This is a genomic window from Amycolatopsis pithecellobii (genome assembly GCF_009707865.1).
Lineage (GTDB): Bacteria > Actinomycetota > Actinomycetes > Mycobacteriales > Pseudonocardiaceae > Amycolatopsis_E > Amycolatopsis_E pithecellobii.
This window is the reverse complement of the sequence record NZ_WMBA01000095.1, coordinates 1-23,618: the sequence shown is the minus strand read 5'-3', so window position 1 is coordinate 23,618 and position 23,618 is coordinate 1. Positions and strand designations below refer to the sequence as shown.

Here is a 23,618-nt window from a genome sequence, read left to right as displayed (position 1 = left end):
GCCGACCAGCCGGACGCCGCAACCTGCAACCCGCCGACCGCCACGACGTGCACATCGTCACCGCGACCACGACCACGAAAGCCAAACCGGTCACCCCCCGACCACGCCGAACAGGTTAAAACTCAAGTTAGGGAGTGTTTCGAAAGTGGTTTGCGTAGCGGTGCGGGTGGCGGAACCTCAGTCCCGCCCGCCAGCCCGACCACCAGCCCCTGGCGGACGCGCTTCGCGCGGCAGCGCTTTTACACCACGTCGGCGCTGTCCTCGCGAGGAACCACCTGAGAACCCGCAGCGGTGTCAGCTGACGCCCCACAGCAAGCGGCTCCGCCGCTTGTGAAACACAAGCTAGGACGCGGTCGGACGCGGCGGGGCACACTCCACTAATCTGCGGAGTTATACCGAGGGGCAAAATCCCTGCTAGTCATCGTCCTCGCAAGGAGAACAACCGCAGTGCTTCGCACCCACGACGCCGGCACCCTCCGTGCCGGGCATGCCGGCCAGATCGTCACGCTCACCGGGTGGGTCGCCCGGCGGCGCGATCACGGCGGGGTGATCTTCATCGATCTGCGCGACGCGAGCGGGGTCGCCCAGGTCGTGTTCCGCGAGGGCGAAATGGCCGAGCGCGCACACCAACTGCGCTCGGAGTACTGCGTGCGCGTCACCGGTGAGGTGGGCAAACGCCCGGACGGCAACGAAAACGCGGAGATCCCCACCGGCGAGATCGAGGTGCTGGCCACCGAGCTCGAGGTGCTGTCGGACGCCGCGGTACTGCCGTTCCCCATCGACGACCGGGTCGACGTCGGCGAGGAGGTCCGGCTCAAGTACCGCTACCTCGACCTGCGCCGCAGTGGCCCCGCGGCGACCATCCGGTTGCGCAGCGAGGTCAACCGCGTTGCCCGCGAGGTGCTGCACGAGCAGGACTTCGTCGAGATCGAGACGCCGACGATGACGCGCTCGACCCCCGAGGGCGCCCGCGACTTCGTCGTACCCGCGCGGCTGCGCCCCGGGTCGTGGTACGCGCTGCCGCAGTCGCCGCAGCTGTTCAAGCAGCTGCTCATGGTCGGCGGGATGGAGCGTTACTACCAGATCGCGCGCTGCTACCGGGACGAGGACTTCCGTGCCGACCGGCAGCCCGAGTTCACCCAGCTCGACATCGAGATGAGCTTCGTCGAGCAGGACGACGTGATCAAGATCGGCGAGGACATCGTCGCCGCCCTGTGGAAGCTGATCGGCCACGAGGTGCCGCGCCCGATCACGCGGATGACCTACGCGGACGCGATGTCGCGCTACGGAACGGACAAACCGGACCTGCGCTTCGGGCTCGAACTGACTGATCTCACCGATTACTTCGCCGACACGCCGTTCCGCGTGTTCCAGGCGCCATACGTGGGTGCCGTGGTGATGCCGGGCGGCGGCAGCCAGCCGCGCCGCCAGCTCGACGCGTGGCAGGGATGGGCGAAGCAGCGCGGTGCGAGGGGCTTGGCGTACGTGCTGCTCGCCGAGGACGGCACGCTGTCCGGCCCGGTCGCCAAGAACATCTCCGAAACCGAGCGCGCCGGGCTGGCCGAGAAGGTCGGCGCCAAGCCCGGTGACTGCGTGTTCTTCGCCGCCGGCACGCCCGGCTCGGCCCGCGCCCTGCTCGGCGCCGCACGGGTGGAGATCGGGCACCGGCTCGGCCTGATCGACGAGAACGAGTGGTCCTTCGTGTGGGTCGTGGACGCGCCGCTGTTCGCGCCCGTCGAGGAGATCGGTGACGACGTGGCGGTCGGCTCCGGCAAGTGGACCGCGGTGCACCACGCGTTCACCTCGCCGACCCCGGAGTGGCTCGACAAGTTCGAGACCGACCCGGGCAGCGCGCTCGCCTACGCCTACGACATCGTCTGCAACGGCAACGAAATCGGCGGCGGCTCTATTCGTATCCACCGCGCTGACGTGCAGAAACGCGTGTTCGAGGTGATGGGTCTCGCGGAGGAGGAGGCGCAGGAGAAGTTCGGCTTCCTGCTCGACGCCTTCCAGTTCGGCCCGCCGCCGCACGGCGGTATCGCGTTCGGCTGGGACCGCATCGTGATGCTGCTGGCGCATGCCGAATCGCTGCGTGAGGTGATCGCGTTCCCGAAGACCGGTGGCGGTTACGACCCGCTCACCGGCGCGCCCGCCCCCATCACGGCCCAGCAGCGCAAGGAAGCCGGGATCGACGCGAAACCACAGCCCGCCAAGGCGTAACCGGCGTCCCGCGGGGGTACCTGTGCTCCGCCGCTTGGCGCAGGCGCATGCCTGCACCTGGGTGAACGGCGCAGTAACCCTGCGCCGGCGGAATTTTCGTGGTGGAGAAGGGCACAAGGCCACTAGTAGGGTCGAACACGATGACCGTGGACACTTCCGAAGAAGGCACAGCGGGCACGGCTGCACCCGTGGAACCGGCTGTCGCGGCGGCGGTCGCGGCAGGCGAAGTGGTGCTCGCGCACCGCTTCGGCAGCGCCATCGCCCTCGTCGATCCGGTGCACCTGCCCGGCAGCGGCCCGGCGACGGTGGTGCGGGCCAGAATCGCGGCCTCGCCTTTCGGGCTGCCCCGCACGCTGGTGATCAAGCATTACCCGGACCCGGCGCCGGAGGGGCTGCCGGATCCTTTCGCCCAGGAGGCGGTGAGCTACCAGCTGTTCACCGCGTTGCAGCCCGAGGAGCGGATGTGCCCCGAACTGCTCGCCCACGACGGCGAGCAGCGGGTGCTGGTCATCGACGATCTCGGCAACGCGCCCACGTTGCAGGACAAGCTGATGGGCCGCGACGCTCGCGCGGCGGAGCGGGCGCTGCTGTCGTGGGCCCGGTCGCTGGGCCGGATGCACGCGACCACCGCCGGCCGTGAAGCCGATTTCGACGCGTTGCTGCGCCGGCTGGGCGGCCCGGTCAAGCACGAGGACAGCACCCCGGTCACCGCGTGCGCGCAGCTGCCCGGCCTGCTCGAAGAGCACCTCAAGGTGGCGACCCCGGACGCGGTGCACCGGTTCGCCGAGGCGGCGTGCGTGCGGGCGAAGTCGCTGGCCTACCGGGCGTTCAGCCCCGCGGATCTGAGCCCGGACAACAATCTCGTGACCAGCGGCGGGGTCCGGTTCCTCGATTTCGAACGCGGCCGGGTGCGCAACGCCCTCGTCGACGCCGCGAACCTGCGGGTGCCGTTCGCGTCCTGCACCGATGCGCTCGCACTGCCCGCCGGAATGAGCGAGGCGATGGTCGCGGCGTGGCGGTCGGAAGTGGTCGGAGTCTGGCCGGGCTTGTCCGACGGTGATGTGCTGTCCGGGCACCTGCTCGACCATCAGCTGCTGGTGGTCTGGGTGAACACCTGGACCGCGCTGACCGGCCGCTGCGACAAACCGGCGGCGCTGGTCACGTGGTGGCTCCACCTGGAGGCTGACGCGGCGCGGATGGGCGAGAACGAGATCGCCGGACACGCGCGCGCGGTCGCGGCCGGGCTCGACGCCCGGTACGGGCCGGGACTCGAGTTGCCGCTGTACCCAGCATTTCGGTAAGAGGTCTTGACCTCGTTACCCTGCGCTCACCGCCGGTGAGGGTGGATGACCGATGGTCTGTAGACGTGACCGCGCTGACCGAGCAGTTCTCCCCGACCGAAGTGACGTCCCGGCGGGCACGGCGACTGGCCGTGCTCGGTGATTCCACCGCCGTGGGCCTGGGTGACCCCGTGCCCGGCCGCGGCTGGCGTGGCGTCGGCCCATTCGTGGCGCGGGCGCTGGACGTCGCGCCCGACGGCTACCTCAACACCGCTTTCACCGGCGCCCGGATGCGCTGCGTGCGTTACGACCAGCTGCCCGCGGCGACCACGCACCGGCCGGACGTGGCGCTGGTGATCGTCGGCATGAACGACACCCTGCGCTCGGATTTCGACGCCGCCGCGATGGCCGCCGACCTCGACCACGTGATGACCACGCTCGGTGCGCTCGGCACCATCGTCGTGCCGGTGCGTTTTCACGACCACGGCAAGGTTTTCCGGCTGCCCGGCCCGCTCTACCGGGCGTTGAAGGCGCGGATCGACGAGCTGAACGAAGCCATCGGCACCGTCGTGCGCCGCCACGGCATGCCGTGCCTCGACCTGGCCGCCATGCCGGGTGCCTACGACCTGGCGTCCTGGAGCGTGGACCGGCTGCACCCCTCGGAGCTCGGGCACCGGATGCTGGCCAAGGGCCTGACCGAGCAGCTCGGCGAGGCCGGTGTCGAGATCGTCGAACCGGTGAGCCTCGCCTGCTCCGGCGGCCTGCAGCCGACCACCGCGCAACACGTGGGATGGCTTGTGCTGAAAGGGATCCCGTGGTTGTGGCGGCGCAGCCGCGACCTGCTGCCCTACGTCGCGAGCATCCTGGCGGCCTCGGCGAAGGAGTCGTACCTGACGTGGCGGGACGGCACCGAGGTCACCGCGGCGCCCGAACCGCAGCCGAGCGCGCTGCAGATCCGCTGAACCGCGCCGCAGTAACCTTTCAAGGGTGCAGCAGGACGAACTCTTCACGGTGAACCCGGACCTCGAGCGGCCGGACCCGGTCGAGGCTCCGCGTGAGCCGGTGATCCCGGCCGGGTCACCCCTGGCCGTGCGGATGCGGCCGCGCACCCTCGGCGAGGTGGTCGGGCAGCAGCATCTGCTCGGTGAGGGCGCGCCGTTGCGGCGGCTCGTCGAGGGCGCGGCCCCGGCGTCGGTCCTGCTCTACGGCCCGCCCGGCACCGGGAAGACGACGCTGGCGAACCTGGTGTCCACCGCGACCGGCCGCCGGTTCGTCGCGCTCTCGGCGCTGTCGGCCGGGGTGAAGGAGGTGCGCGGCGTCATCGAAGAGGCACGCCGTCGCCGGATGTACAACAACGAGAACACCGTGCTGTTCATCGACGAGGTGCACCGGTTCTCCAAGACCCAGCAGGACGCGCTGCTCGGCGCCGTCGAGGACCGCACAGTCCTGCTCGTCGCGGCCACCACCGAGAACCCGTCGTTCTCGGTGGTCTCGCCGCTGCTGTCGCGTTCGCTGGTGCTCCAGCTGCGCCCGCTGACCGACGAGGATGTGCGCGCGCTGATTCATCGCGCGCTGTCCGACGAACGGGGGCTGGGTGGCGAGTTGCAGCTGACCGCCGAGGCCGAGGAACACCTGGTGCGGCTGGCTTCGGGCGACGCGCGCCGTGCGCTGACCGCACTGGAAGCGGCCGCCGACGCCGCCGCGGCCACCGAACACCGCACGATCGACCTCACCACCGTCGAGTCCACAGTGGACAAAGCGGCGGTGCGTTACGACCGCGACGGCGACCAGCACTACGACGTCATCAGCGCGTTCATCAAGTCCATCCGCGGGTCCGATGTGGACGCCGCGCTGCACTACCTGGCGCGGATGATCGAGGCGGGGGAGGACCCGCGGTTCCTCGCACGGCGCCTCGTCGTGCACGCGAGTGAGGACATCGGCCTCGCCGACCCCACCGCGTTGCAGGCCGCGGTCGCCGCCGCGCACGCGGTGCAGTTCATCGGCATGCCGGAAGGGCGGCTCGCGCTGGCACAGGCGACGATTCACCTTGCCACCGCACCGAAATCCAACGCCGTCGTGACCGGCATCGACAGCGCCCTCGCGGACATCCGCGCCGGGCGCATCGGCACCGTCCCGCCGCACCTGCGGGACGGGCACTACGCGGGGGCGGCGAAACTGGGCAACGCACAGGGCTACCGGTACCCCCACGACGTGCCCGAAGGCGTGCTGCCACAGCAGTATCCGCCGGACGACCTCGTCGGGCGCGACTACTACCACCCCACCCAGCGCGGCGCCGAGCGCCCCTTGGCCGAACGCGTCCCCAAGCTGCGCCGCACCATCCGCGGCGAGTAACCGAATTAACAGACCCGCGCGAGTTGAGCGTTGGGAGCGCGCGAGTTGAGCGTTGCGTGCGCGCGAGTTGAGCGTTGTGTGCGCGGGAGTTGAGCGTTGCGCGTGGTGGGAACGCGCAACTCGTGCAGCGGGAACGCGCAACTCGTGCTGCGGGAACGCGCAACTCGCGTGGCGGGAACGCGCAACTCGCGCGGATATTCATGAGGTTTTACGGCAGAAACAGCGTTGAGTCGCCGAACTCGTGCCAGAGATACCGCTGGCGCACGGCGGCTTCGTACGCCGCCTCCACGAGGGGGCGGCCGGCGACCGCTTCCAGCAACAGAAGGTGGCTGGCCTCGGGTGCGTGCAGGCCGGTCACCAGCCCGCCGACGACGCGGGCCGGCCGGTCCGGGCCGAGGACGAGGTCGGTCCAGCCGGTCGCCGCGCGCATGGACCCGTCCGGCCCCGCCGCGCTTTCCAGCGCCCGGACGACGGTCGTGCCGACCGCGACCACTCTCTGTCCGGCCGCGCGCACCACATCGACCAGCCGTGCGGTCGACGCGGGCACGGCGAACCGCTCGGCCATCGGCGGCTCGTGCAGCTCCGGGCTCGATACCCCGGCGTGCAGCACGACGGGCGCGACGATCACGCCGCGCGCCATCAGCCGCACCAACAGCGGTTCCGTGAACGGCCGTCCGGCGCTGGCCATCTCCGCGCTGCCGGGCTCGGTCGCATACACGGTTTGGTAGTCCCGCAACGGAAATCGCCCGGTGAGGTAGCCGTAGCCGATCGGGCGTCCGTGGCGCGGCAGGTAGCTGCGCGCGGAAACCCTGGGCGTGACGGCGGCGCGCCAGAGCCGGGTTCCGGAGGTAGCCGGCGGGTGGTGGGCCAGCAGCGTCAGCACGGCCCCGCCGGGGAGATACAGGCGCTCACCCGCGTGCAGTGACAGGTCCGGCCCGCTCGCGTCGCCCAGCCGTACCTCGATCACCCAGTCCCCGTCGTCGAGCGGTGTGGAGACGTGTACCGGTGCCGGTTTTCCGTTGTCCCGCACGGCATCCAGCGCCGCGGGCAGGGTCGCCGACGTGTTCACCACGACGAGGTCGCCAGGGGCGAGCAGCTCCGGCAGGTCGTGGAACCGCCGGTGCTCGATCACCCCGGGGCGCGCGACCAGCAGTCGCACGCCGTCGCGGCGCAGCCCCCGGTGTTCCGGCGGGCGGCGCGCCTCACTGCCCGGTGGCAGTGTGAACGGGATCGTCATGCGGGCACCTCGGCGGCCCGGTAGCGGCCGCTGGGCAGGTCGCCCTCGACCAGCCGCAGCAGCGCGGGCACGACCGTCTCCGGATCGGGCCGGTCGGAGATGTCCTCGCCGGGGAACGCCTGCTGGTGCAGGTCGGTGTTCATGTCGCCGGGATCGAACGCATACACCCGCAGCTCCGGCTCCTCGGCGGCGAGGATCGCGGTGAGCTGGTCCAGTGCGGCCTTCGACGAGCCGTAGCCGCCCCAGCCCTCGTACGGCTCGACCGCCGCGTCCGAGCTGATGTCGATGATCCGGCCGTGGCGGCGGCGCAGTCCCGGCACCAGCAGCTGGGTCAGTGCCAGCGGAGCGAGCGTGTTCACGGCGTACACCCGCTCCAGTTCGGCGAGCGGGTAGGCCGCCAGCGCCGGCTGCGGGCTCGGCCCGAGTGCGCTCGCGTTGTTGACGAGCAGGTCCGCGTTGCCCGCGGCCTCCAGGATTTCTTTGCGGTGCCCGGGATCCGTCACGTCACCCGGGACACAGGCGGCGCCCGTCCCGTCGAGCGCGTGCCGCAGCCGGTCACCGTCGCGCGCGTCCGCGACAACCCGCCAGCCCCGCTTGGTCAGTTCCCTGGTCAACGCGAGGCCGAGCCCACGCGACGCGCCGGTCACGACCGCGGTCTTCGTGTCACTGTCCATGCTGCCAGCATCAAACCTCGACCTTACTAGAGGTCAAGGAAACGCCCCACGGGCGACACGTTCAGCACCGTCTGTGGGCGCACGGTAGCCTGACCGGCATTCACGCCGTCGCCATTTCTGGAGGAGGACCCGTGTCGGCAGGGCAGATCGCCGCGCTCATCGCCGCCGGTGCATTCGTGCTGCTGGTGATACTGCTGGCGATCCCGTTGATCAAGCTCGGCCGCACCCTGGACGAGGCGACCGTCGCCATCCGCAAGGCGCACGAGAACTCCGATCCGATCCTGATCGGCGCCAACGACACCATCACCCACGTCAACACCCAGCTCGAGCGGGTGGACGGGATCACCGCGAACGCGCAGGCGGTCACCGGCAACGTCTCCGCGCTGTCGTCGGTGTTCACCGCGACCCTGGGCAGCCCGCTGGTCAAGACCGCGGCGTTCTCCTATGGCGTCAGCAAGGCGATCCGGGCGCGCCGCAAGGCGAAGGAGAACGCGGACGGCAGGCACGCGCGCCGTGGCCGGCGGGGGAGCGGCCGGTCATGAAGCGGCTATTCTGGCTGGGGGTGGGTGTCGTGGCCGGGGTCGCGGCCACCCGCAAGGCGAGCCGGACGGCTCACCAGGCCACACCGGCCGGGCTGGCGGAGAACTTCGGTGACGCAGCACGGGAGCTGGCGGGTGCCATCGGATCGTTCGGTGCCGACGTCCGGGCCGGGATGAGTGAACGCGAGCGGGAGTTGCGGGACATGGTGGAGCAGCGCTCAGGCGTGCCCTCGACGCGTCCGCAGGCCCGGCCGCGTCCGGCGCGAGCGCGCCGGGCGGAGAGCTGAGTTCTTCGCGCGCTCTCCGCCGCGCCCGCCGTCCCACCCCGCAGACCGCAAGGAAAACCAGTGGAAACACACGAGATCAACAAGCGCTTCCTCGAGCATTTCGAGTCCCACGGCCACACCCGCGTGCCCAGTGCGTCGCTCATCCTCGACGACCCGACGCTGCTTTTCGTCAATGCGGGCATGGTGCAGTTCAAGCCGTACTTCCTCGGTGAGGTCCCGCCGCCGTACCCGCGTGCCACCAGCATCCAGAAATGCGTGCGCACCGGTGACATCGACGAGGTCGGCAAGACCACCCGGCACAACACGTTCTTCCAGATGGCCGGGAACTTCTCCTTCGGTGACTACTTCAAGGAAGGCGCGATCGCCTTCGCCTGGGAGTTCATCACGAAGTCGCAGGCCGACGGCGGTCTCGGCCTCGACCCGGACCGGATCTGGGCGACGGTCTACGAACACGACGCCGAGACGACGGCGTTGTGGCGCAAGGCCACCGACATCCCGGAGAGCCGCATCCAGCTGCGTGGCGCCGAGGACAACTACTGGGACATGGGCGTGCCCGGCCCCGGTGGCCCCTGCTCGGAGATCTACTACGACCGCGGCCCCGAGCACGGCCGCGAGGGCGGCCCGGCGATGGACGAGGACCGCTACCTGGAGATCTGGAACCTCGTCTTCATGCAGGATGTCCGGGGTGAGCAGAGCCCGAAGAAGGGCGCCCCGGTGCTCGGCGAGCTGCCGAGGAAGAACATCGACACCGGGATGGGCGTCGAGCGGGTCGCGTACCTGCTGCAGGGTGTGGAGAACGTCTACGAAACCGATCTCGTGCGCCCGGTGATCGCCAAGGCGGAGGAGTTCTCCGGCCGCCGCTACGGCGCCGACCACACCGATGACGTGCGCTTCCGCGTGATCGCCGACCACGCGCGCTCCGGCGTGATGCTGATCGGTGACGGTGTCACCCCCGGCAACGAGGCGCGCGGGTACGTGCTGCGCCGCCTGCTGCGCCGGATCGTGCGCTCGATGCGGCTGCTGGGCGTGCAGGAGCCGGTGCTGCCGGAGTTCGCCGCCGTGGTGCGCGACGCGATGGCGCCGTCCTACCCGGAGATCGCCCGCGACTTCGACCGCATCAGTGACGTGATGCGCGTCGAGGAGGAGGCGTTCCTGGCCACCCTCACCAGCGGCGTGCGGATCTTCGATCTCGCCGCCGAGCAGACCAAGTCCGCCGGCGGCAGCATCCTGACCGGGGACAAGGCGTTCCAGCTCCACGACACCTACGGCTTCCCGATCGACCTGACCCTGGAGATGGCTTCGGAGCAGGGGCTGGAGGTCGACGAGGACGGGTTCCGCGCCCTGATGGAGGAGCAGCGCCAGCGCGCGAAAGCGGACGCGGCGGCTCGGAAGAAGGGGCACGGCGACCTGTCGGTGTACCGGGATCTCCTGGAGCGGCACGGCGAAACCGACTTCCTCGGCTACACCGACCTGCAGGCGAGCGCGAAGGTGATCGGCATGCTCTCCGGTGGCCAGGGGGTGCGCAGCGTGCGCGCCGGGGAGAAGGCGGAGCTGATTCTGGACCGCACCCCGTTCTATGCGGAAAGCGGTGGCCAGGTCGCCGACACCGGCGTCCTCGTTGGGGACGCCGGTGAGGCGAAGGTGCTCGACGTGCAGAAGGTCGTGCCCGGCCTGTACGTGCACCGGGTCGAGGTCACCGAAGGCGAGATCGGGCTCGACACCGAGGTCACGGGGTCGGTCGACGGCGCCCGCCGCGGGTCGATCGCGCGCTCGCACTCGGCGACGCACCTGGTGCACGCCGCGGTCCGCGGCGCGTACGGCCGCCGTGCCGCGCAGGCCGGTTCGCTCAACTCGCCCGGCCGGATGCGGTTCGACTTCACCACTCCCGGCCCGGTGTCGGCGGACGTGCTGACCGAGGTCGAGGAGGAGGTCAACGACTACCTCCAGAACGACGTCGAGGTGCAGACCTACGTCACCACCAAGGACAAGGCGCTCGAACTCGGCGCGGTCGCGTTGTTCGGCGAGAAGTACGGCAACGACGTCCGGGTGGTCGACATGGGCGACTACTCGCGGGAGCTGTGCGGTGGCACGCATGTCGGCCGGATCGGCGAGCTGGGGCTGGTCAAGCTGGTCGGCGACGCCTCGATCGGCTCGGGTGTGCACCGCGTCGAGGCGCTGGTCGGCACCGACGCGCTGCGGCATGTCCGCAAGGAACAGCTGCTGGTCTCGCAGCTGGCCGGCACGTTGAAGGTGCCGACCGCCGAGCTGCCGGCCCGTATCGACGACGTGCTGACCAGGCTGCGCACCGCCGAGAAGGAGATCGAGCAGCTCAAGACCCGGCAGGTGCTGGGCTCGGCGGCTTCGCTCGCGGACTCCGCACGCGAGACCGGTGGGGTGCTGCTGGTCGCGGAGAAGGTCGACGGCGAGATCGACGGCGGCGGTCTGCGTGCGCTCGCGACCGAGGTCCGCGGCAGGCTCGGGTCGCGCCCGGCGATCGTCGCGCTGTTCGCGCCGCAGGGCGGGAAGCTGAGCTTCGTCGTGGCCACCAACGCCGAAGCCCGCGACAAGGGTTTCGCGGCGGGCAAGCTGGTGCCCTCGTTCGCGCCGGAGATCGGCGGCCGCGGTGGCGGCAAGGCGGACATGGCTCAGGGCGGTGGCAGTGACCCCACCGGGATCGAGGGGGCGATCACCGCGCTGCGGAACACGGTCGCCGCGGGGTGACCACACGGAATGCCGACCGGCCCGGGGAAGCCGATCCCGGGGCCGGTCGCCGTCTTGCGGTCGATGTCGGTTCCGTCCGGGTCGGCGTGGCGCTGAGCGATCCCGCCCCCGTTCTGGCGACACCACTCGTTACCCTGTCGCGTGATGCGCACAGCGACAGTGATCTCGATCAGCTGGCCCGGCTCGTCACCGAGCACGAGGTGGTGGAGGTGATCGTCGGACTGCCAAGAACACTGGCGGACCGCCACGGCGCCGCCGCCGAGAATTCCGTTGCCTATGCCGGAAAACTCGCCGCCCGGGTGCAGCCGGTACCGGTACGGCTGGCCGATGAACGCTTGACCACGGTGAGCGCCGCCCGCATGCTGTCGCAGCGCGGGGTGAAGGGACGCAAGCAGCGCGCGGTGGTCGATCAGGCCGCCGCGGTCGAGATCCTGCAGGGCTGGCTCGATGGCCGGGCCGCCTACCTGGCTCGGGAGGGCCGAACGTGAGCCGAGAGCTTCCGCCGCCGGGTGGCCGACGGCGGCGCCCGGACGGTACCCCACCGCCGCCACTGCCACCCCGCGGGCAGCCACGGCACGCCCTGCAACCACCACCGCAGCAGCCACCGCCCCCGGCCCGGCGCCCGCCGAGGCGGCCCGATCACGGGCTCGACCTGTTCGACGACCGGGCGCCGCACCCTCCGCGTGCCCGCCGGCCGATCCCGCCGGACGAGAGCCCGACGGACATCATCCCGGTCGAAGACATCGAGTACTACGAGGATCCCGAGTACTACGAGGACGACTACGCCGACGAGGACGAGTACCCCGACGACTACCGCGACGACTATCCCGATGACGTGGAGGAGCGGGCCGAGCCGGAGTACATCGAGCCCGCCGACGACGAGGAAGAGCCGCGCCGGCGCACCAAGACCGGCAGGCGGTTCCTGCGCTGGGTCGCCGCGCTCGCGGTGATCGCCGTCATCGGCGGCGGCGCCTGGTACGGCATCGACAAGATCTTCGGCTACGCCGACTACGACGGCGCCGGCGACAACGACGTCGTCATCGAGATCGGCCAGGGCGACTCGACCAACGCGATCGGCACGGAACTCACCAGCGCGGGTGTGGTCGCCAGCGGCAAGGCGTTCGTCAAGGCCAGCGCGGACAACGCGAAGGTACGCAGCCTCCAGCCGGGCTACTACGTCATGAAGACGAAGATGTCCGGCGCCGCCGCGGTGACGAAGCTGACCGCGCCCGACGCGCGGGTCGGGGTGCTGCAGGTCCGCGCCGGCACCCAGCTCGACGACGTCACGCAGCCCGACGGCAGCATCACGCCCGGCGTGTTCAGCTTGCTGGCCAAGGCATCGTGTGCCCAGCTGAACGGCCAGAACACCTGCGTGTCGACCGACGACCTGCGCAAGGCCGCCGAGTCGGCGGACCTCAAGGCGATGGGCGTGCCGGATTGGGCGGCGGCCCAGTCCGCCAAGAGCACCGACAGCCGGCGCATCGAGGGCCTTGTCGCACCCGGCGTGTACGACGTCAAACCGGGCTGGAAGGCCGACGAGCTGCTCGGGTTCGTGCTCAAGAGCTCGGCCACGAAGGTCCAGGCCGCGGGCCTCGCCGCGTCCACCACGGTGAACGGGCAGAACCCGTACCAGGTGCTGGTGATCGCCTCGCTCATCGAACGCGAGGGTGTCGACCAGGACTTCGAGAAGATCTCCCGGGTGATCTACAACCGGCTCGCCGCGAACATGCGCCTGCAGCTGGACTCCACGGTGAACTACCTGCTGGACAAACCGGTCGTGACGACCTCGGACGCCGACCGCACCCGGCCCGGCCCGTACAACACCTATCTCAACGTGGGCCTGCCGCCGACCCCGATCGGTTCGCCCGGTTCGGACGCGATCCAGGCCGCGCTCAAGCCCGCGGACGGGAACTGGGTGTTCTTCGTCAAATGCGAGAAGAACGGGCTTTCCTGCTTCGCCGCCACGGCGTCCGAGCATCAGCAGAACATCGCACTGGCGAGGCAACGTGGTGCGTTCTAAGGCGGCGATTCTCGGTAAACCGGTCGCGCACTCGCTGTCGCCGGTGCTGCATGAGGCCGCGTACCGGGCGCTCGGGCTGGTGGACTGGACCTATGAGCGGGTCGAGATGGACGCGGAGGGGTTGCCGGGATTCGTGTCGGCGCTGGGCCCGGAGTGGGCCGGGCTTTCGGTGACCATGCCGGGGAAGCGGGCCGCGCTGGATTTCGCGACGGAGGCCAGCGCCCGCGCGCTCGCGGCGGGTGCGGCGAACACGTTGGTGCGCAAGGATTCCGGCTGGTTCGCCGACTGCACCGATATCGACGGGGTGATCGGCGCGTTGCGGATCGCGGGCGGCTTCGCGGCCCCGCCGGGCTCGACCGGCGTGATCCTCGGCGCGGGTGGCACGGCTTCGGCGACGGTCGTCGCGTTCGCAGAACTCGGCGTCACGCGGGCTCGGTTGGTGGTGCGGGATCCGTTACGGGCCAAGGAAACCGTCGCCGCGGCGGCGCGTGCCAGGGTCGAAACCGAGGTGCACACCTGGGCCGGGACTGACTTCGCGAAGCTCGCGGCGGACGCGTCCGTGCTGGTGAGTACGGTCCCCCCGGCCGCGGTCGCCGGGTCGGCGGCCGGGCTGGCGGCCGTGGACTGCGTGCTCGACGTGATCTACCACCCGTGGCCGACCCCGCTGGCCGAAGCCGTCACAGCCCGCGGCGGCCGGGTCGCGACCGGGCTCGACATGTTGCTGCATCAGGCTTTCGGGCAGGTCGAGCAGTTCACCGGCCACCCGGCCCCCCGCGAGGCCATGCGGGAAGCCCTCCGCGCGGCGACGGACAACGTATTGCCCCTGCCGATAGCCTGCTGATATGCCCGAACCTGGAGAGGCCTTCTCCGACGAGGAGATCCGCGCCGCCTTCGTGGCGGAACCACCGGTCCTCAATGGCACCATCACCCTCGCCGACTACGACCCCGGCTGGCCACGCCTGTACGAGCGGGAAGCGGCGCGCATCCGGTCGGTCCTGGGGGAGCGCGTCGTCCAGCTCGAGCACATCGGCTCCACGTCCGTGCCCGGCCTGTGCGCCAAACCGATCATCGACATCCTGCTGGTGGTCCCCGACTCCGGCGACGAGCCCGCATACGTGCCCGCACTGGAAGCGGCGGGCTACCGGTTGACCATCCGGGAACCGAACTGGAACGAGCACCGCCTGTTCAAGGGGCCGGACACCGACGTCAACCTGCACGTCTACTCGCCGGGATGCGACCAGATCGACCGGTATCTGCGGTTCCGGGAACGCTTGCGTGGCAACGAAACCGACCGTGAGCTGTACGCCCATACCAAGCGGGAACTGGCGGCACGGACGTGGAAGTACGTCCAGAACTACGCCGACGCGAAGAACGACGTGGTGGCCGGGATCCTTCGCCGGGCCTGACCTCGGGTACCGTCGGCGAGGTGAAGATCGCCATCCTCGACGACTATCAGCACGTGGCACTCGACCTGGCCGACTGGGCGTCCCTCGGCGCCGAGATCGAGGTGTTCACCACGCACATCGCCGATCCCGATGAGCTGGTGAACCGCCTTGCCGGGGCTGACGTGGTGGTCGCGATGCGCGAGCGCACCCGATTCCCGGCGGACGTACTCGCCCGGCTGACCGATCTGCGGCTGCTCGTGAGCACCGGCCAGCGCAACGCCGCGATCGACCTGAAAGCCGCCGAGCGGCACGGCATTGTGGTGTGCGGCACCGGCTACGTGTCGCACCCGACGGCCGAGCACACCTGGGCGCTGATCCTCGCCGCGGCGCGCCATCTCGACGTGGAGCTGCCCGCGATGCGTCAAGGCGGCTGGCAGAGCACAGTCGGCCTCCCGCTGCACGGCCGCACGCTCGGCCTGCTGGGGCTGGGCCGCCTCGGCTCGCGGGTGGCGAAGGTCGGTCAGGCGTTCGGGATGGAAACCATTGCCTGGAGCCAGAATCTCACCGCCGAACGCGCCGCGGAGCACGCCGTCACCGCGGTCTCCAAGGAAGAACTCTTCGCCCGGTCCGACGTGCTTTCGGTGCATCTGATCCTGAGCAAACGCACCCGCGGTCTCGTCGGGGCCGGCGAGCTGGCTCTGATGAAACCCGGCGCGCTGCTGGTGAACACCTCGCGTGGCGCCATCCTCGACGAGGCCGCACTGGTGGATGCGTTGCGCCGCAAGGAGATCGGCGGGGCAGCGCTCGACGTGTTCGACGTCGAGCCGCTGCCCGCCGACCATCCATTGCGGACACTGGACAATGCGGTGCTCACACCGCACCTCGGCTACGTCACCCGGGACGTGTATGAGATCTTCTTCCGTGACGCGGTCGAGGACATCGCGGCGTATCAAGCCGGTCAGCCAGTGCGCGTGATGAGCGTTACCTGACGATCGTTCCGCCGGAGCTGATGCGGGCCTTGATGTGGTCGGAGAACGACTGCACCTCGCCGTAGACCCCGGGGAAACCGGGCTCGGCGCAACCCTGACCCCAGCTGACGATGCCGACCTCGACCCAGTCGCCCGAGGAATCCGCCTTCACCATCGGGCCGCCCGAGTCACCCTGGCAGGTGTCGACACCGCCCTGCGCGTACCCGGCGCACAGTTCGTACGCGGGCTGCAGGTCGCTGTAAGACTGCTGGCACGACGAGTCGGGTACATACGGCACAGTCGCGTACTTCAGGTACCGGGACTGGCCGCCGCCCTCGCTGGTCGAGCCCCAGCCCATGATGGTGAAATCGCCGCTGTTGAGCGAAGTCTGGCCCTGATCGGCGATCGTCAGCAGCGGCCCCGACGGGGCCGAGGCCAGCTCGATCAGCGCCCAGTCCTGCGCGCCGGTGCTGGCGTATTCCGGGCTGCGGTAGACGTAGGCCGATCTGATCGACTGCCCGCCGCCTGCCTGCAGATCGACCTTCCCGATGGTGGCGGTGATGCTGGTGTCGGCGCCGGTGCGTGTCACGCAGTGCGCCGCAGTGAGCACCACCTTCGACGCGATCAGCGAGCCACCGCAGCCGATCGAAAGCTTCACCATCCAGGGAAATTGGCCTTGTGCCGCGTTCTGGCCGCCGACGACCAGCGGCTGGGCCGCGTCCGCCGTGCCGGTGACCACCGTGGCCAGCGCCGTCGCGAGTACACCGAGACCCACGAGGGCGCGGCGCAACCGGAAAAATCGCATGACGAGAAACCTCCGCAGGGTGAGTGAATCGCGCGAAAAACACGCTGCGAAGAAAAAACTAGCCGTCCGGTGAGGTGGTTCAGACCTGACGAAAGTCGGGAAGAACGACAATGCCCCCGAACGGGTCAAGCCTTTAGTTCGGCCAGTACCGCGTCGGTGAAGTCAGGCCAGCATTCGGCGGCCCACGGCCCGAAGTCGCGGTCGGTCAGCGCGACACACGCCACGCGCGCGTCCGGGTCGACCCACAGGAATGTGCCGGACTGGCCGAAATGACCGTAGGTCCGCGGGGAGCTGTTCTTCCCAGTCCAATGTGGACTCTTCGAGTCGCGGAGCTCGAACCCCAGGCCCCAGTCGTTGGGCTTCTGATGGCCGAACCCCGGCAGCACCCCGGTCAGTCCGGGGAACGCGACCTCGGTCGCGGCGGCGAGGGTGTCGGGGTCCAGCAGGGTCGGCCGCTGCAGCTCGGCCGCGAACATGCTGAGGTCACGCAGGCACGACACACCCCCGGCGGCGGGGGAACCGTCGAGCTTCGTCGCCCCCATGCCCAGCGGAACGAACAGCGCCTCGGACTGGTATTCGGCGAACGGGATGCCGGAATGCTCCGCCAGCGCGTCGGCCAGCTCCTCGAACCCGGCGTTGGAGTACAGCCGCCGCGTGCCCGGCTGCGCCATCTGCCGGTGCTCGGTGAACGCGAGCCCCGACGCGTGCGCGAGCAGGTGCCGGATCGTCGAACCCTCGGGCCCGGCCGGGGTGTCCAGCTCGACGACTCCTTCTTCGATCGCGATATGCGCGGTGTAGGCGGTGAGCAGTTTCGTCACCGATGCGAGCCGGAACTGCCGGTTCTCGTCACCGTGACGGCCCAGCACCATCCCGTCCGCGGCGATCACCACCGCCGCCGCGTTGTCCACCGGCCATTCGTCGATCCCGCGCACGCTGTCCACATGCCCACCCTACGAGCGGGCCCGGCGCGGATCTCGCGCCGGGCCCGCGATCCGCACGGCGTCAGACGCTCGTCGTGTCGGTCACGTCGACGCCTTCCTCCTCGCGGCCCGGGGTCCGCAGGTTCCACTTCGTGATCACCCACCGGAACACGAAGTAGTAGATGACCGCGAACACCAGGCCGATCGGGATCAGCAACCACGCCTTCGCCGCGGCCGGTGCCCCCGCGTTCAGCGCGAAGTCGATCGCGCCGGCGGAGAAGGAGAACCCGAGATGGATGCCCAGCGCGTTGCAGACCGCCAGCGAGATACCGGTGAGCACCGCGTGCATCAGGTACAGGGGCCACGCCACGAACATGAACGCGAACTCGATCGGCTCGGTCACGCCGGTGAGGAACGAGGTGAGCGCGGCGGCGATCATGATGCCCCCGACCACCTTCTTCTGCTCGGGCCGGGCGGTCTGCCAGATCGCCAGCGCGGCGGCGGGCAGCGCGAACATGAAGATCGGGAAGAAGCCCGTGGTGAACGCGCCCGCGTGCGGGTCACCGTTGAAGAAGTTCGTGATGTCGCCGCCCTTGAAGATGAACCACACCGGCACGTTGATCAGCTGGTGCAGGCCCACCGGCAGGAGCAGGCGGTTGAGCAGGCCGTAGACACCGCCACCGACGACCGGCGCGTCGGTCACCGCGTTGCCGAGGTGCTGGATGGCGCTGTCGATGGGCGGGAAGATCAGGCCGAAGATCACGCCGAGAACGAGCAGGGCGAGCGAGTTGATGATCGGCACGAACCGGCGGCCACCGAAGAACGCCAGGTACGGGGGCAGTTTGACGCGGTGGAACCGCTGCCACAGCACGGCGGTGACGAGGCCGACGATCACGCCGCCCAGCACGCTGTAGGGCCATTTGATGGGCTGGAGGTACCAGCCTTCCTTGAACCCTTCGAGGCCGCTGATCGGCGCGAACACCTGCACGACCTTGTTGAACACGACGAACCCGACGACCGCGGCGACGCCGGTGGACCCGTCACCGCGGCGCGCGAACCCGACCGCGATGCCGACCGCGAACAGCAGCGGCAGCCAGTCGAACAGCCCGCCGCCGGCCGCGGCGAGCACGGCGGCGACCTTCTTCGTCGCGTCCCAGCGGCCGAGCAGGTCGTCCTGCCCGAGCCGCAGCAGCAGGCCGGCGGCAGGCAGGGTCGCGATCGGGAGCATCAGGCTGCGGCCGAATCGCTGCAGCCCGGCGACGCCCCTGCCCTTGCCTCGTGTCGATCCTTCGGCGGTGGTGGTAGTCACGGCATACCTCCGTTATCGGCGGGGAGTGTCGGGTCCAGTTGCATGCTCACCTGGTACCGGTCGCCCCGGTACCAGGACGTGATGTCCTCGGCCGGCTCTCCCCGGGTGGTGGAGATCCGGCGGAAGACCAGGAGCGGGTCGCCGGCGCGGATACCCAGCAGCCGCGCCGTTTCCCGATCCGCCGCTTCGGCCCACGCGGTCTGGCGGGCGTGATCGAAGCGGATGTCGTACTGCTTCGCGATCTGCTCGTACAGCGACTGGGTCAGATCGGTTTCGAGCAACCCGGGCAGCAGCCCGGGGTGGTACCAGCCTCGCTCCACCGCGAGCGGAACCCCGTCCGCGCGGCGCAGCCGGGACAGCCGGTACGCCCGCTGTCCCCCGGCGAGACCGAGCGCGCTCGCGGTGGCCGGCGGGGGAACTTCCTGTGCCGTGGCAAGGACTTCCGTGGTGGGCACGAGACCGCGCCGCCTCATGTCGGCGGTGAACGACATGAGGTAAAGCTGCAACTCCATCCGCCGCGCCGCGGTGAAGGTGCCCTTGCCCCGTGCCCTGGTGAGCAATCCTTCCTCGACCAGCTTCCCGATGGCCGACCGCACGGTCAGCCTCGAGACGTCGTACTGCCCGGCGAGCTCGCGTTCGGAGGGAATGGCGGTGCCGGGCGCCAGCTCACCCTCGATCAGACGGCGCAGGATTTCGCGCAGCTGCGCGTGTTTCGGCGTGGGTCCCTCCACGACCTTGCCGGCGGCGACATCGGGTACCACCTGGCCGCCACCTCCGTTGTGTTGCGGGTTCATTGCCGGGCTCGCACCCGGCGCCGAAGATTGGTACGTTCCGGTCTAGACCATTTCTCGATGGGGCAGAATGCTCCGCACACCGCTGAGGTGTCAACCGCCGTTACGGGAACGTGTTCAGACCAGGCAGAGGGAGGCAACCGTGGCCGATGAGAGGCCGGCGAAGATTCTCGCCGCGCTGGGCGGCGCCGGGAACATCATCGACATCGAGGGCTGCATCACGCGGCTGCGGTGCGAGTTGGAGGACGGCTCGGTCGTCGACGAGGCGGCGCTGAAACAGGCCGGCGCGCATGGCGTGATGAAGATGGGCTCGGTGGTCCAGGTCGTCGTGGGCCCGGAGGCCGACACGATCGCCGAGGACATCCAGGATCTGTTGTGAAGACGATCGTGGCGAGCCCGGTGGCCGGGCGGGCGGTACCGATGAGCGAGGTGCCCGATCCGGTGTTCGCGCAGGCGATGGTCGGGCCGGGCATGGCGGTGGAACCCGAGGGCGGGGAACAGGACGCGGTGGCGCCGATCGACGGCACCGTCGTCACGCTGCACCCGCACGCGTTCGTCGTGGCGGGCGCCGACGGCAAGGGGGTGCTGGTGCACCTGGGCATCGACACGGTCAAGCAGAAAGGCGAAGGTTTCACGCTGCACGTGGTGAAAGGGGAGTCAGTGCGGGCCGGGCAACCGCTGATCCGCTGGAACCCGGAGTCCGTGCGCGCCGCGGGCTACGCACCCGTGGTGCCGGTCGTCGCATTGGACGCGTCGGCGGAAGCTTTGTCGGAGTTGCTCGCCGACGGCCCGGTCACCACCGGCGAGCAACTGTTCGTCTGGAGCTAGGCGGTCACGACGTTGCTGCCGTTGACCTTCACCGGGATCGACGGCAGCGGCGTTTCGGCCGGTCCCTTCTTCACCGCGCCGGTGAGCGCGTTGAACACCGACCCGTGACACGGGCACTTGAGCTCCCCGCCGTCCGGGGTGACGGTGCAGCCCTGGTGGGTGCAGATCGCGCTGAAACAGGCGGCAGTGGTTTCGGTCGGCCGCGCCAGGATCGCGGCCTGACCGCCCACGGTGACGGACTTGCACTGGCCGACCTGCACGTCGGCCAGCGCGCCGACGGCGGTGCCCGAAGGGGCAGCCGGAGCGACCGTGTTTCCGGAGCCATTGGATCCGGACGAGTTCGAATCGGAGCCACAGGCTGCGAGGGCGACCGTGCCCGCGGCGGCGCCGGCCACGGCGATTCCAGTGGTCAGGACGGTACGACGGGTGGGTGTTTCGGCAGTCATGCCCTTGATCACGATTCAACCGGCTGATCGGTTCAATGAACCACAGCGCAGGCTGTTTCGTGGAGACGGTTGTACGTTTGACGTCGAGGAGAGGGATGGGCATGGTGGCGTGGGTGCTGCGGGCCCTGGTGGTGCTGGGGCTGCTCGGGTCGGCCTGGGTGCATTACGACCTGTATGCGAATCAAGGTTTTTCCGATATTCAGACGATCGGGCCGCTGTTCCTGGTGAACGTGGTGGCCGGTGTGGTGCTGGCGGTCGCGGTGCTGCTGTGGCATCACTGGCTGCCCGTGCTGGGTGCGATCGGGTTCGGCGCGGCCACGCTCGGCGCGTATCTGATCTCGCTGACCCCGGGCGGGTTGTTCGGTGTGCACGAACAGTTCGTGATGGCGTCCGAGGTGTGGGGCGTGGTCACCGAGGCGGGCTGTGTGGTGTTCGGTATCGCGCTGCTGTTGCTGATGGTGCGTTCGCGGACCGGGGCGAGGGCGGTCGCCCGGGTATGAAGGAGCCCGCGGAAGACCAGTTGATGCGTGCGCTGCACGAGGATCATGCGAGCGCGCTCTGGTCCTACGCGATGAAGCTGACCGGCGGTGATCATGCCAGGGCCGAGGACCTGGTGCAGGAGACGCTGTTGCGGGCGTGGAAGCACCCGCGGGTGCTGGACCAGTCGCAGGGTTCGGCCAGGGCGTGGTTGTTCACGGTGGCGCGCCGGATCGCGATAGACGGGTGGCGTTCGGCGGCGACACGGTCGGAGGTGATGACCGACGCGCCACCGGAGCCCGCCCTGCCGGACGACACGGATCGGACGTTGCAGGGCTGGCTGGTTGCTGAGGCGCTGGGGGAGTTGTCGGTGGCGCACCGGCAAGTACTGGGGCTGTGTTACTTCCAGGGCTATTCGGTCGCGGACGCGGCCAGGGCCCTGGGGGTGGCGCCCGGGACGGTGAAGTCGCGGACGCACTACGCGTTGCGGGCGTTGAAGCTCGCGTTGGAGGAGAGGGGGGTGACCCAGTGAGCAGGCCGGCGGACGAGTTCGAAACCTACGATGCGGCTTACGTCCTCGGGGCGCTGTCGCCTGAGGACAGGGCCGCCTTCGAAGCGCATTTGAAGCAGTGCCCGGAATGTGCGCGCTCGGTGCAGGAGCTGGCTGGTTTGCCCGGGTTGCTGTCGCAGGTGGGGCCGGAGATGGTGGAGACGGCCGAACCACCGGGTGGGCTGTTGCCGTCCATGCTGGCGTCGGTACGCAAGATCCGCAGGCGCCGCACGTTCACGACGTTCGGCGTCGGTGCGGTGGCCGCGGCCGCGGTCGCACTGGCGGTGGTGCTGCCGCAGAGCGACGGTGTTTCCGGGACGGCGATGACTCCCCTGATAGCGGCCCCGGTCCAGGCAACGGCTGCGGTGGCGCCCGTTTCGGGTGGGTCCAGAGTGGACATGTCGTGCGAGTACCGGGGTGCCAGGTACGGTGCCGACTACCGGTTGGTGGCCGTCCGTCCCGATGGGACGGAGGAGGACCTGGCAACCTGGTGGGCGGATCCCAATCACACGGCCAAAATGACGCTGGACACTGCGATATCCCCGACGGACATCCGGTCGCTGGAGATCCGGAGCGCTTCCGGTGTGCCGCTGCTGCGCTGGCAGCCCTGATTCCCCGGCCTTTTCGTGCTGCTGATGCACGAGTGGGCCAGTGGTAAAAACTCGTTCTTGCGATAATGCCGGAGCGCGGTGAAAAATCGAACACGTGATCGAACTCCACGGTGTTGCTCAGCAGCCGGAAAACGCTTACGCAGCAACAAGATCCAGCACGCTCCTTGCGGCCGACTGCGTCTCGCAGATCGCTTTCAGCCGGGGCTCGAACCCGAACGCCAGTCCAAGTCTGAGCGCGAGTCAGGGCCCGAGCCCGAGCTTGGGCCTGAGTCCGAGTCGAGGCCTGAACCCGAACGCGAACGCGAACGCGAACGCGAACGCCAGTGACGGTCCGAGCCCGAGTCCGGGCCAGCGCCCGAGTTCGAGACTGAGTCACGGCCCGAACCCGAGCGCGAGCCCGAGCTCATTGGCGATCCGTTGTCCTACCGAACCGCCACACCCCACGCGCCCTCATCTCCTCAATCTGCCGGCAGCAGCCACCCATGCCTTCCCAACCATCACCATCAAGCACGACCGCCATCCAATCCCCAGCCGCGCCACCGAAATCCGTCGCGTTAGCTCTCTGCAAAACCGTGGCGCCACAAGCGACTTCGCCCGTGCCGGACCAATAAGCTGAAACCTCACCTCGCCCGATGCCTTGCCACACCGGTGGTTTCCATGGCGCTGCCCGCTCTCGCCGTCGGAAGTGGGCCACCTCGTTCTCATGCCGCCGACCGATCCCCTACTGCGCTGGCAGATCCCACCGCCAGACCACAAGCCACCCGCCACCAAGAACCCCTAACTCGACTCCAGCTTTCATGGATCCCGGGCGCGCCATCGGGTTTCCTCCGCTCGACCTTTCCACCTCGGGATGCCCAGCCACCAAAAACCCTCGCACTCGAGTCCAGACCCCGGAATCCCAGACGCACCAACACATCCCTCCACTCCACACCTGACCTCCATCTGCCCGACCGCCCGACGCGCCTGCCTCACAACAACCCGGCCCCCGACCATCACCCGGCCATCTGACCGCCGACCATCACCCGGCGGCGGTCGAGCAGACCCAAGCGTCTGCTCGACCGCCAGCCACCCGACCGCCTGTCCATCCGCCGACCCGGCCACCCGGCGCCGACTGCCCGTCACCCGACCACCCGACCACCCGACCCAAGCCTCCGCCCTCAACCCCACCCCAAGTGAAACCGCCCCACACCCCAGAAAC

The 23,618-nt window shown here is 69.5% G+C and carries 24 protein-coding genes; 17 read left to right on the top strand and 7 right to left on the bottom strand.

Going from position 1 to position 23,618, the window contains the following annotated elements:
* Positions 1 to 447 precede the first annotated feature (447 nt).
* The 4 genes from aspS to GKO32_RS35620 all read left to right on the top strand — a co-directional run bounded on the left by aspS (position 448) and on the right by GKO32_RS35620 (position 5,852).
* Complete coding sequence (gene aspS, locus GKO32_RS35635; protein WP_312869145.1) at positions 448 to 2,220, top strand: aspartate--tRNA ligase; 1,773 nt, start codon at positions 448 to 450, stop codon at positions 2,218 to 2,220.
* 140 nt (positions 2,221 to 2,360) lie between these two features.
* Complete coding sequence (locus GKO32_RS35630) at positions 2,361 to 3,521, top strand: phosphotransferase (protein ID WP_154761314.1); 1,161 nt, start codon at positions 2,361 to 2,363, stop codon at positions 3,519 to 3,521.
* 74 nt (positions 3,522 to 3,595) lie between these two features.
* Complete coding sequence (locus GKO32_RS35625) at positions 3,596 to 4,462, top strand: SGNH/GDSL hydrolase family protein (RefSeq protein ID WP_154761322.1); 867 nt, start codon at positions 3,596 to 3,598, stop codon at positions 4,460 to 4,462.
* 25 nt (positions 4,463 to 4,487) lie between these two features.
* Entirely contained in the window at positions 4,488 to 5,852 is a 1,365-nt protein-coding gene (locus tag GKO32_RS35620; protein WP_312869141.1) for a replication-associated recombination protein A, read from the top strand.
* Positions 5,853 to 6,060: 208 nt separating this feature from the next.
* Here GKO32_RS35620 and GKO32_RS35615 read toward each other — a convergent pair whose 3' ends face one another.
* Both GKO32_RS35615 and GKO32_RS35610 read right to left on the bottom strand, forming a co-directional pair.
* Complete coding sequence (locus GKO32_RS35615) at positions 6,061 to 7,089, bottom strand: S-adenosylmethionine:tRNA ribosyltransferase-isomerase (protein WP_154761313.1); 1,029 nt, start codon at positions 7,087 to 7,089, stop codon at positions 6,061 to 6,063.
* Positions 7,086 to 7,763: an SDR family NAD(P)-dependent oxidoreductase gene (locus GKO32_RS35610; protein WP_154761312.1), complete on the bottom strand. Its 678-nt coding sequence runs from the start codon at positions 7,761 to 7,763 to the stop codon at positions 7,086 to 7,088. Before GKO32_RS35610 ends, GKO32_RS35615 begins: the two co-directional genes overlap by 4 nt.
* A gap of 131 nt (positions 7,764 to 7,894) precedes the next feature.
* Between GKO32_RS35610 and GKO32_RS35605 the strand changes: the two genes are divergently transcribed.
* From GKO32_RS35605 to GKO32_RS35570, 8 genes are read left to right on the top strand one after another with little or no spacing between them, the layout of a single operon-like run.
* The gene (locus tag GKO32_RS35605) at positions 7,895 to 8,305 is read left to right on the top strand and encodes a DUF948 domain-containing protein (RefSeq protein WP_312869140.1); all 411 of its coding nucleotides are present in this window, start codon (positions 7,895 to 7,897) and stop codon (positions 8,303 to 8,305) included.
* The gene (locus GKO32_RS35600; protein ID WP_154761310.1) at positions 8,302 to 8,589 is read left to right on the top strand and encodes a hypothetical protein; all 288 of its coding nucleotides are present in this window, start codon (positions 8,302 to 8,304) and stop codon (positions 8,587 to 8,589) included. The genes GKO32_RS35605 and GKO32_RS35600 overlap by 4 nt, the downstream gene beginning before the upstream one ends.
* Before the next feature lie 60 nt (positions 8,590 to 8,649).
* The gene (gene alaS, locus GKO32_RS35595; protein ID WP_312869139.1) at positions 8,650 to 11,310 is read left to right on the top strand and encodes an alanine--tRNA ligase; all 2,661 of its coding nucleotides are present in this window, start codon (positions 8,650 to 8,652) and stop codon (positions 11,308 to 11,310) included.
* Entirely contained in the window at positions 11,307 to 11,798 is a 492-nt protein-coding gene (gene ruvX / locus GKO32_RS35590; RefSeq protein WP_312869137.1) for a Holliday junction resolvase RuvX, read from the top strand. The genes alaS and ruvX overlap by 4 nt, the downstream gene beginning before the upstream one ends.
* On the top strand, positions 11,795 to 13,330 hold the full coding sequence (gene mltG / locus GKO32_RS35585) for an endolytic transglycosylase MltG (protein ID WP_312869135.1): 1,536 nt from the start codon (positions 11,795 to 11,797) through the stop codon (positions 13,328 to 13,330). The genes ruvX and mltG overlap by 4 nt, the downstream gene beginning before the upstream one ends.
* Positions 13,331 to 13,337: 7 nt before the next feature.
* Positions 13,338 to 14,171, top strand: a complete 834-nt coding sequence (locus GKO32_RS35580) for a shikimate dehydrogenase (RefSeq protein WP_312869147.1) — start codon at positions 13,338 to 13,340, stop codon at positions 14,169 to 14,171.
* Between the two features lies 1 nt (position 14,172).
* Positions 14,173 to 14,736 carry a GrpB family protein gene (locus GKO32_RS35575; RefSeq protein ID WP_154761309.1) on the top strand — a complete coding sequence of 188 codons (564 nt, stop codon included), beginning with the start codon at positions 14,173 to 14,175 and terminating at the stop codon, positions 14,734 to 14,736.
* 20 nt (positions 14,737 to 14,756) lie between these two features.
* Positions 14,757 to 15,704 carry a D-2-hydroxyacid dehydrogenase family protein gene (locus GKO32_RS35570; RefSeq protein ID WP_312869134.1) on the top strand — a complete coding sequence of 316 codons (948 nt, stop codon included), beginning with the start codon at positions 14,757 to 14,759 and terminating at the stop codon, positions 15,702 to 15,704.
* Here the strand turns inward: GKO32_RS35570 and GKO32_RS35565 are convergent.
* The 4 genes from GKO32_RS35565 to GKO32_RS35550 all read right to left on the bottom strand — a co-directional run bounded on the left by GKO32_RS35565 (position 15,697) and on the right by GKO32_RS35550 (position 19,511).
* A complete protein-coding gene (locus GKO32_RS35565) occupies positions 15,697 to 16,488 on the bottom strand; it encodes a S1 family peptidase (protein ID WP_154761308.1) in 792 nt (263 codons plus the stop codon). The genes GKO32_RS35570 and GKO32_RS35565 overlap by 8 nt on opposite strands.
* 125 nt (positions 16,489 to 16,613) lie before the next feature.
* A complete protein-coding gene (locus GKO32_RS35560) occupies positions 16,614 to 17,429 on the bottom strand; it encodes a serine hydrolase domain-containing protein (RefSeq protein WP_312869132.1) in 816 nt (271 codons plus the stop codon).
* Between the two features lie 61 nt (positions 17,430 to 17,490).
* On the bottom strand, positions 17,491 to 18,717 hold the full coding sequence (locus GKO32_RS35555; protein ID WP_312869131.1) for a PTS transporter subunit EIIC: 1,227 nt from the start codon (positions 18,715 to 18,717) through the stop codon (positions 17,491 to 17,493).
* Positions 18,714 to 19,511 carry a GntR family transcriptional regulator gene (locus tag GKO32_RS35550; RefSeq protein ID WP_154761307.1) on the bottom strand — a complete coding sequence of 266 codons (798 nt, stop codon included), beginning with the start codon at positions 19,509 to 19,511 and terminating at the stop codon, positions 18,714 to 18,716. Before GKO32_RS35550 ends, GKO32_RS35555 begins: the two co-directional genes overlap by 4 nt.
* A 67-nt stretch (positions 19,512 to 19,578) precedes the next feature.
* On the opposite strand from GKO32_RS35550, the gene GKO32_RS35545 reads away from it, so the two are divergent.
* Together GKO32_RS35545 and GKO32_RS35540 are read left to right on the top strand one after the other, a co-directional pair.
* Complete coding sequence (locus GKO32_RS35545) at positions 19,579 to 19,887, top strand: PTS sugar transporter subunit IIB (protein ID WP_154761306.1); 309 nt, start codon at positions 19,579 to 19,581, stop codon at positions 19,885 to 19,887.
* Positions 19,884 to 20,336 (top strand): PTS sugar transporter subunit IIA, encoded by a 453-nt coding sequence (locus tag GKO32_RS35540; protein WP_312869129.1) that lies wholly within the window; start codon positions 19,884 to 19,886, stop codon positions 20,334 to 20,336. Before GKO32_RS35545 ends, GKO32_RS35540 begins: the two co-directional genes overlap by 4 nt.
* Here GKO32_RS35540 and GKO32_RS35535 read toward each other — a convergent pair.
* Entirely contained in the window at positions 20,333 to 20,782 is a 450-nt protein-coding gene (locus GKO32_RS35535) for a Rieske (2Fe-2S) protein (RefSeq protein ID WP_154761305.1), read from the bottom strand. The genes GKO32_RS35540 and GKO32_RS35535 overlap by 4 nt on opposite strands.
* Before the next feature lie 101 nt (positions 20,783 to 20,883).
* Between GKO32_RS35535 and GKO32_RS35530 the strand changes: the two genes are divergently transcribed.
* Genes GKO32_RS35530 through GKO32_RS35520 form a run of 3 tightly spaced genes read left to right on the top strand, consistent with a single transcriptional unit; the run spans position 20,884 to position 22,420 of the window.
* On the top strand, positions 20,884 to 21,282 hold the full coding sequence (locus GKO32_RS35530; RefSeq protein ID WP_154761317.1) for a hypothetical protein: 399 nt from the start codon (positions 20,884 to 20,886) through the stop codon (positions 21,280 to 21,282).
* Positions 21,279 to 21,791 (top strand): sigma-70 family RNA polymerase sigma factor, encoded by a 513-nt coding sequence (locus tag GKO32_RS35525; RefSeq protein ID WP_154761304.1) that lies wholly within the window; start codon positions 21,279 to 21,281, stop codon positions 21,789 to 21,791. The genes GKO32_RS35530 and GKO32_RS35525 overlap by 4 nt, the downstream gene beginning before the upstream one ends.
* A complete protein-coding gene (locus GKO32_RS35520; RefSeq protein WP_312869128.1) occupies positions 21,788 to 22,420 on the top strand; it encodes an anti-sigma factor family protein in 633 nt (210 codons plus the stop codon). Before GKO32_RS35525 ends, GKO32_RS35520 begins: the two co-directional genes overlap by 4 nt.
* Positions 22,421 to 23,618: the final 1,198 nt, after the last annotated feature.

Excerpts from the sequence above, each read along its gene's own strand:
- GKO32_RS35630 (WP_154761314.1), top strand. The coding sequence starts at position 2,361 with ATGACCGTGGACACTTCCGAAGAAGGCACAGCGGGCACGGCTGCACCC.
- GKO32_RS35600 (WP_154761310.1), top strand. The coding sequence starts at position 8,302 with ATGAAGCGGCTATTCTGGCTGGGGGTGGGTGTCGTGGCCGGGGTCGCG.
- GKO32_RS35610 (WP_154761312.1), bottom strand. The coding sequence starts at position 7,763 with ATGGACAGTGACACGAAGACCGCGGTCGTGACCGGCGCGTCGCGTGGG.
- GKO32_RS35615 (WP_154761313.1), bottom strand. The coding sequence starts at position 7,089 with ATGACGATCCCGTTCACACTGCCACCGGGCAGTGAGGCGCGCCGCCCG.
- GKO32_RS35530 (WP_154761317.1), top strand. The coding sequence starts at position 20,884 with ATGGTGGCGTGGGTGCTGCGGGCCCTGGTGGTGCTGGGGCTGCTCGGG.
- GKO32_RS35550 (WP_154761307.1), bottom strand. The coding sequence starts at position 19,511 with ATGAACCCGCAACACAACGGAGGTGGCGGCCAGGTGGTACCCGATGTC.
- GKO32_RS35575 (WP_154761309.1), top strand. The coding sequence starts at position 14,173 with ATGCCCGAACCTGGAGAGGCCTTCTCCGACGAGGAGATCCGCGCCGCC.
- GKO32_RS35565 (WP_154761308.1), bottom strand. The coding sequence starts at position 16,488 with ATGCGATTTTTCCGGTTGCGCCGCGCCCTCGTGGGTCTCGGTGTACTC.
- GKO32_RS35545 (WP_154761306.1), top strand. The coding sequence starts at position 19,579 with ATGCTCCGCACACCGCTGAGGTGTCAACCGCCGTTACGGGAACGTGTT.
- GKO32_RS35535 (WP_154761305.1), bottom strand. The coding sequence starts at position 20,782 with ATGACTGCCGAAACACCCACCCGTCGTACCGTCCTGACCACTGGAATC.
- GKO32_RS35525 (WP_154761304.1), top strand. The coding sequence starts at position 21,279 with ATGAAGGAGCCCGCGGAAGACCAGTTGATGCGTGCGCTGCACGAGGAT.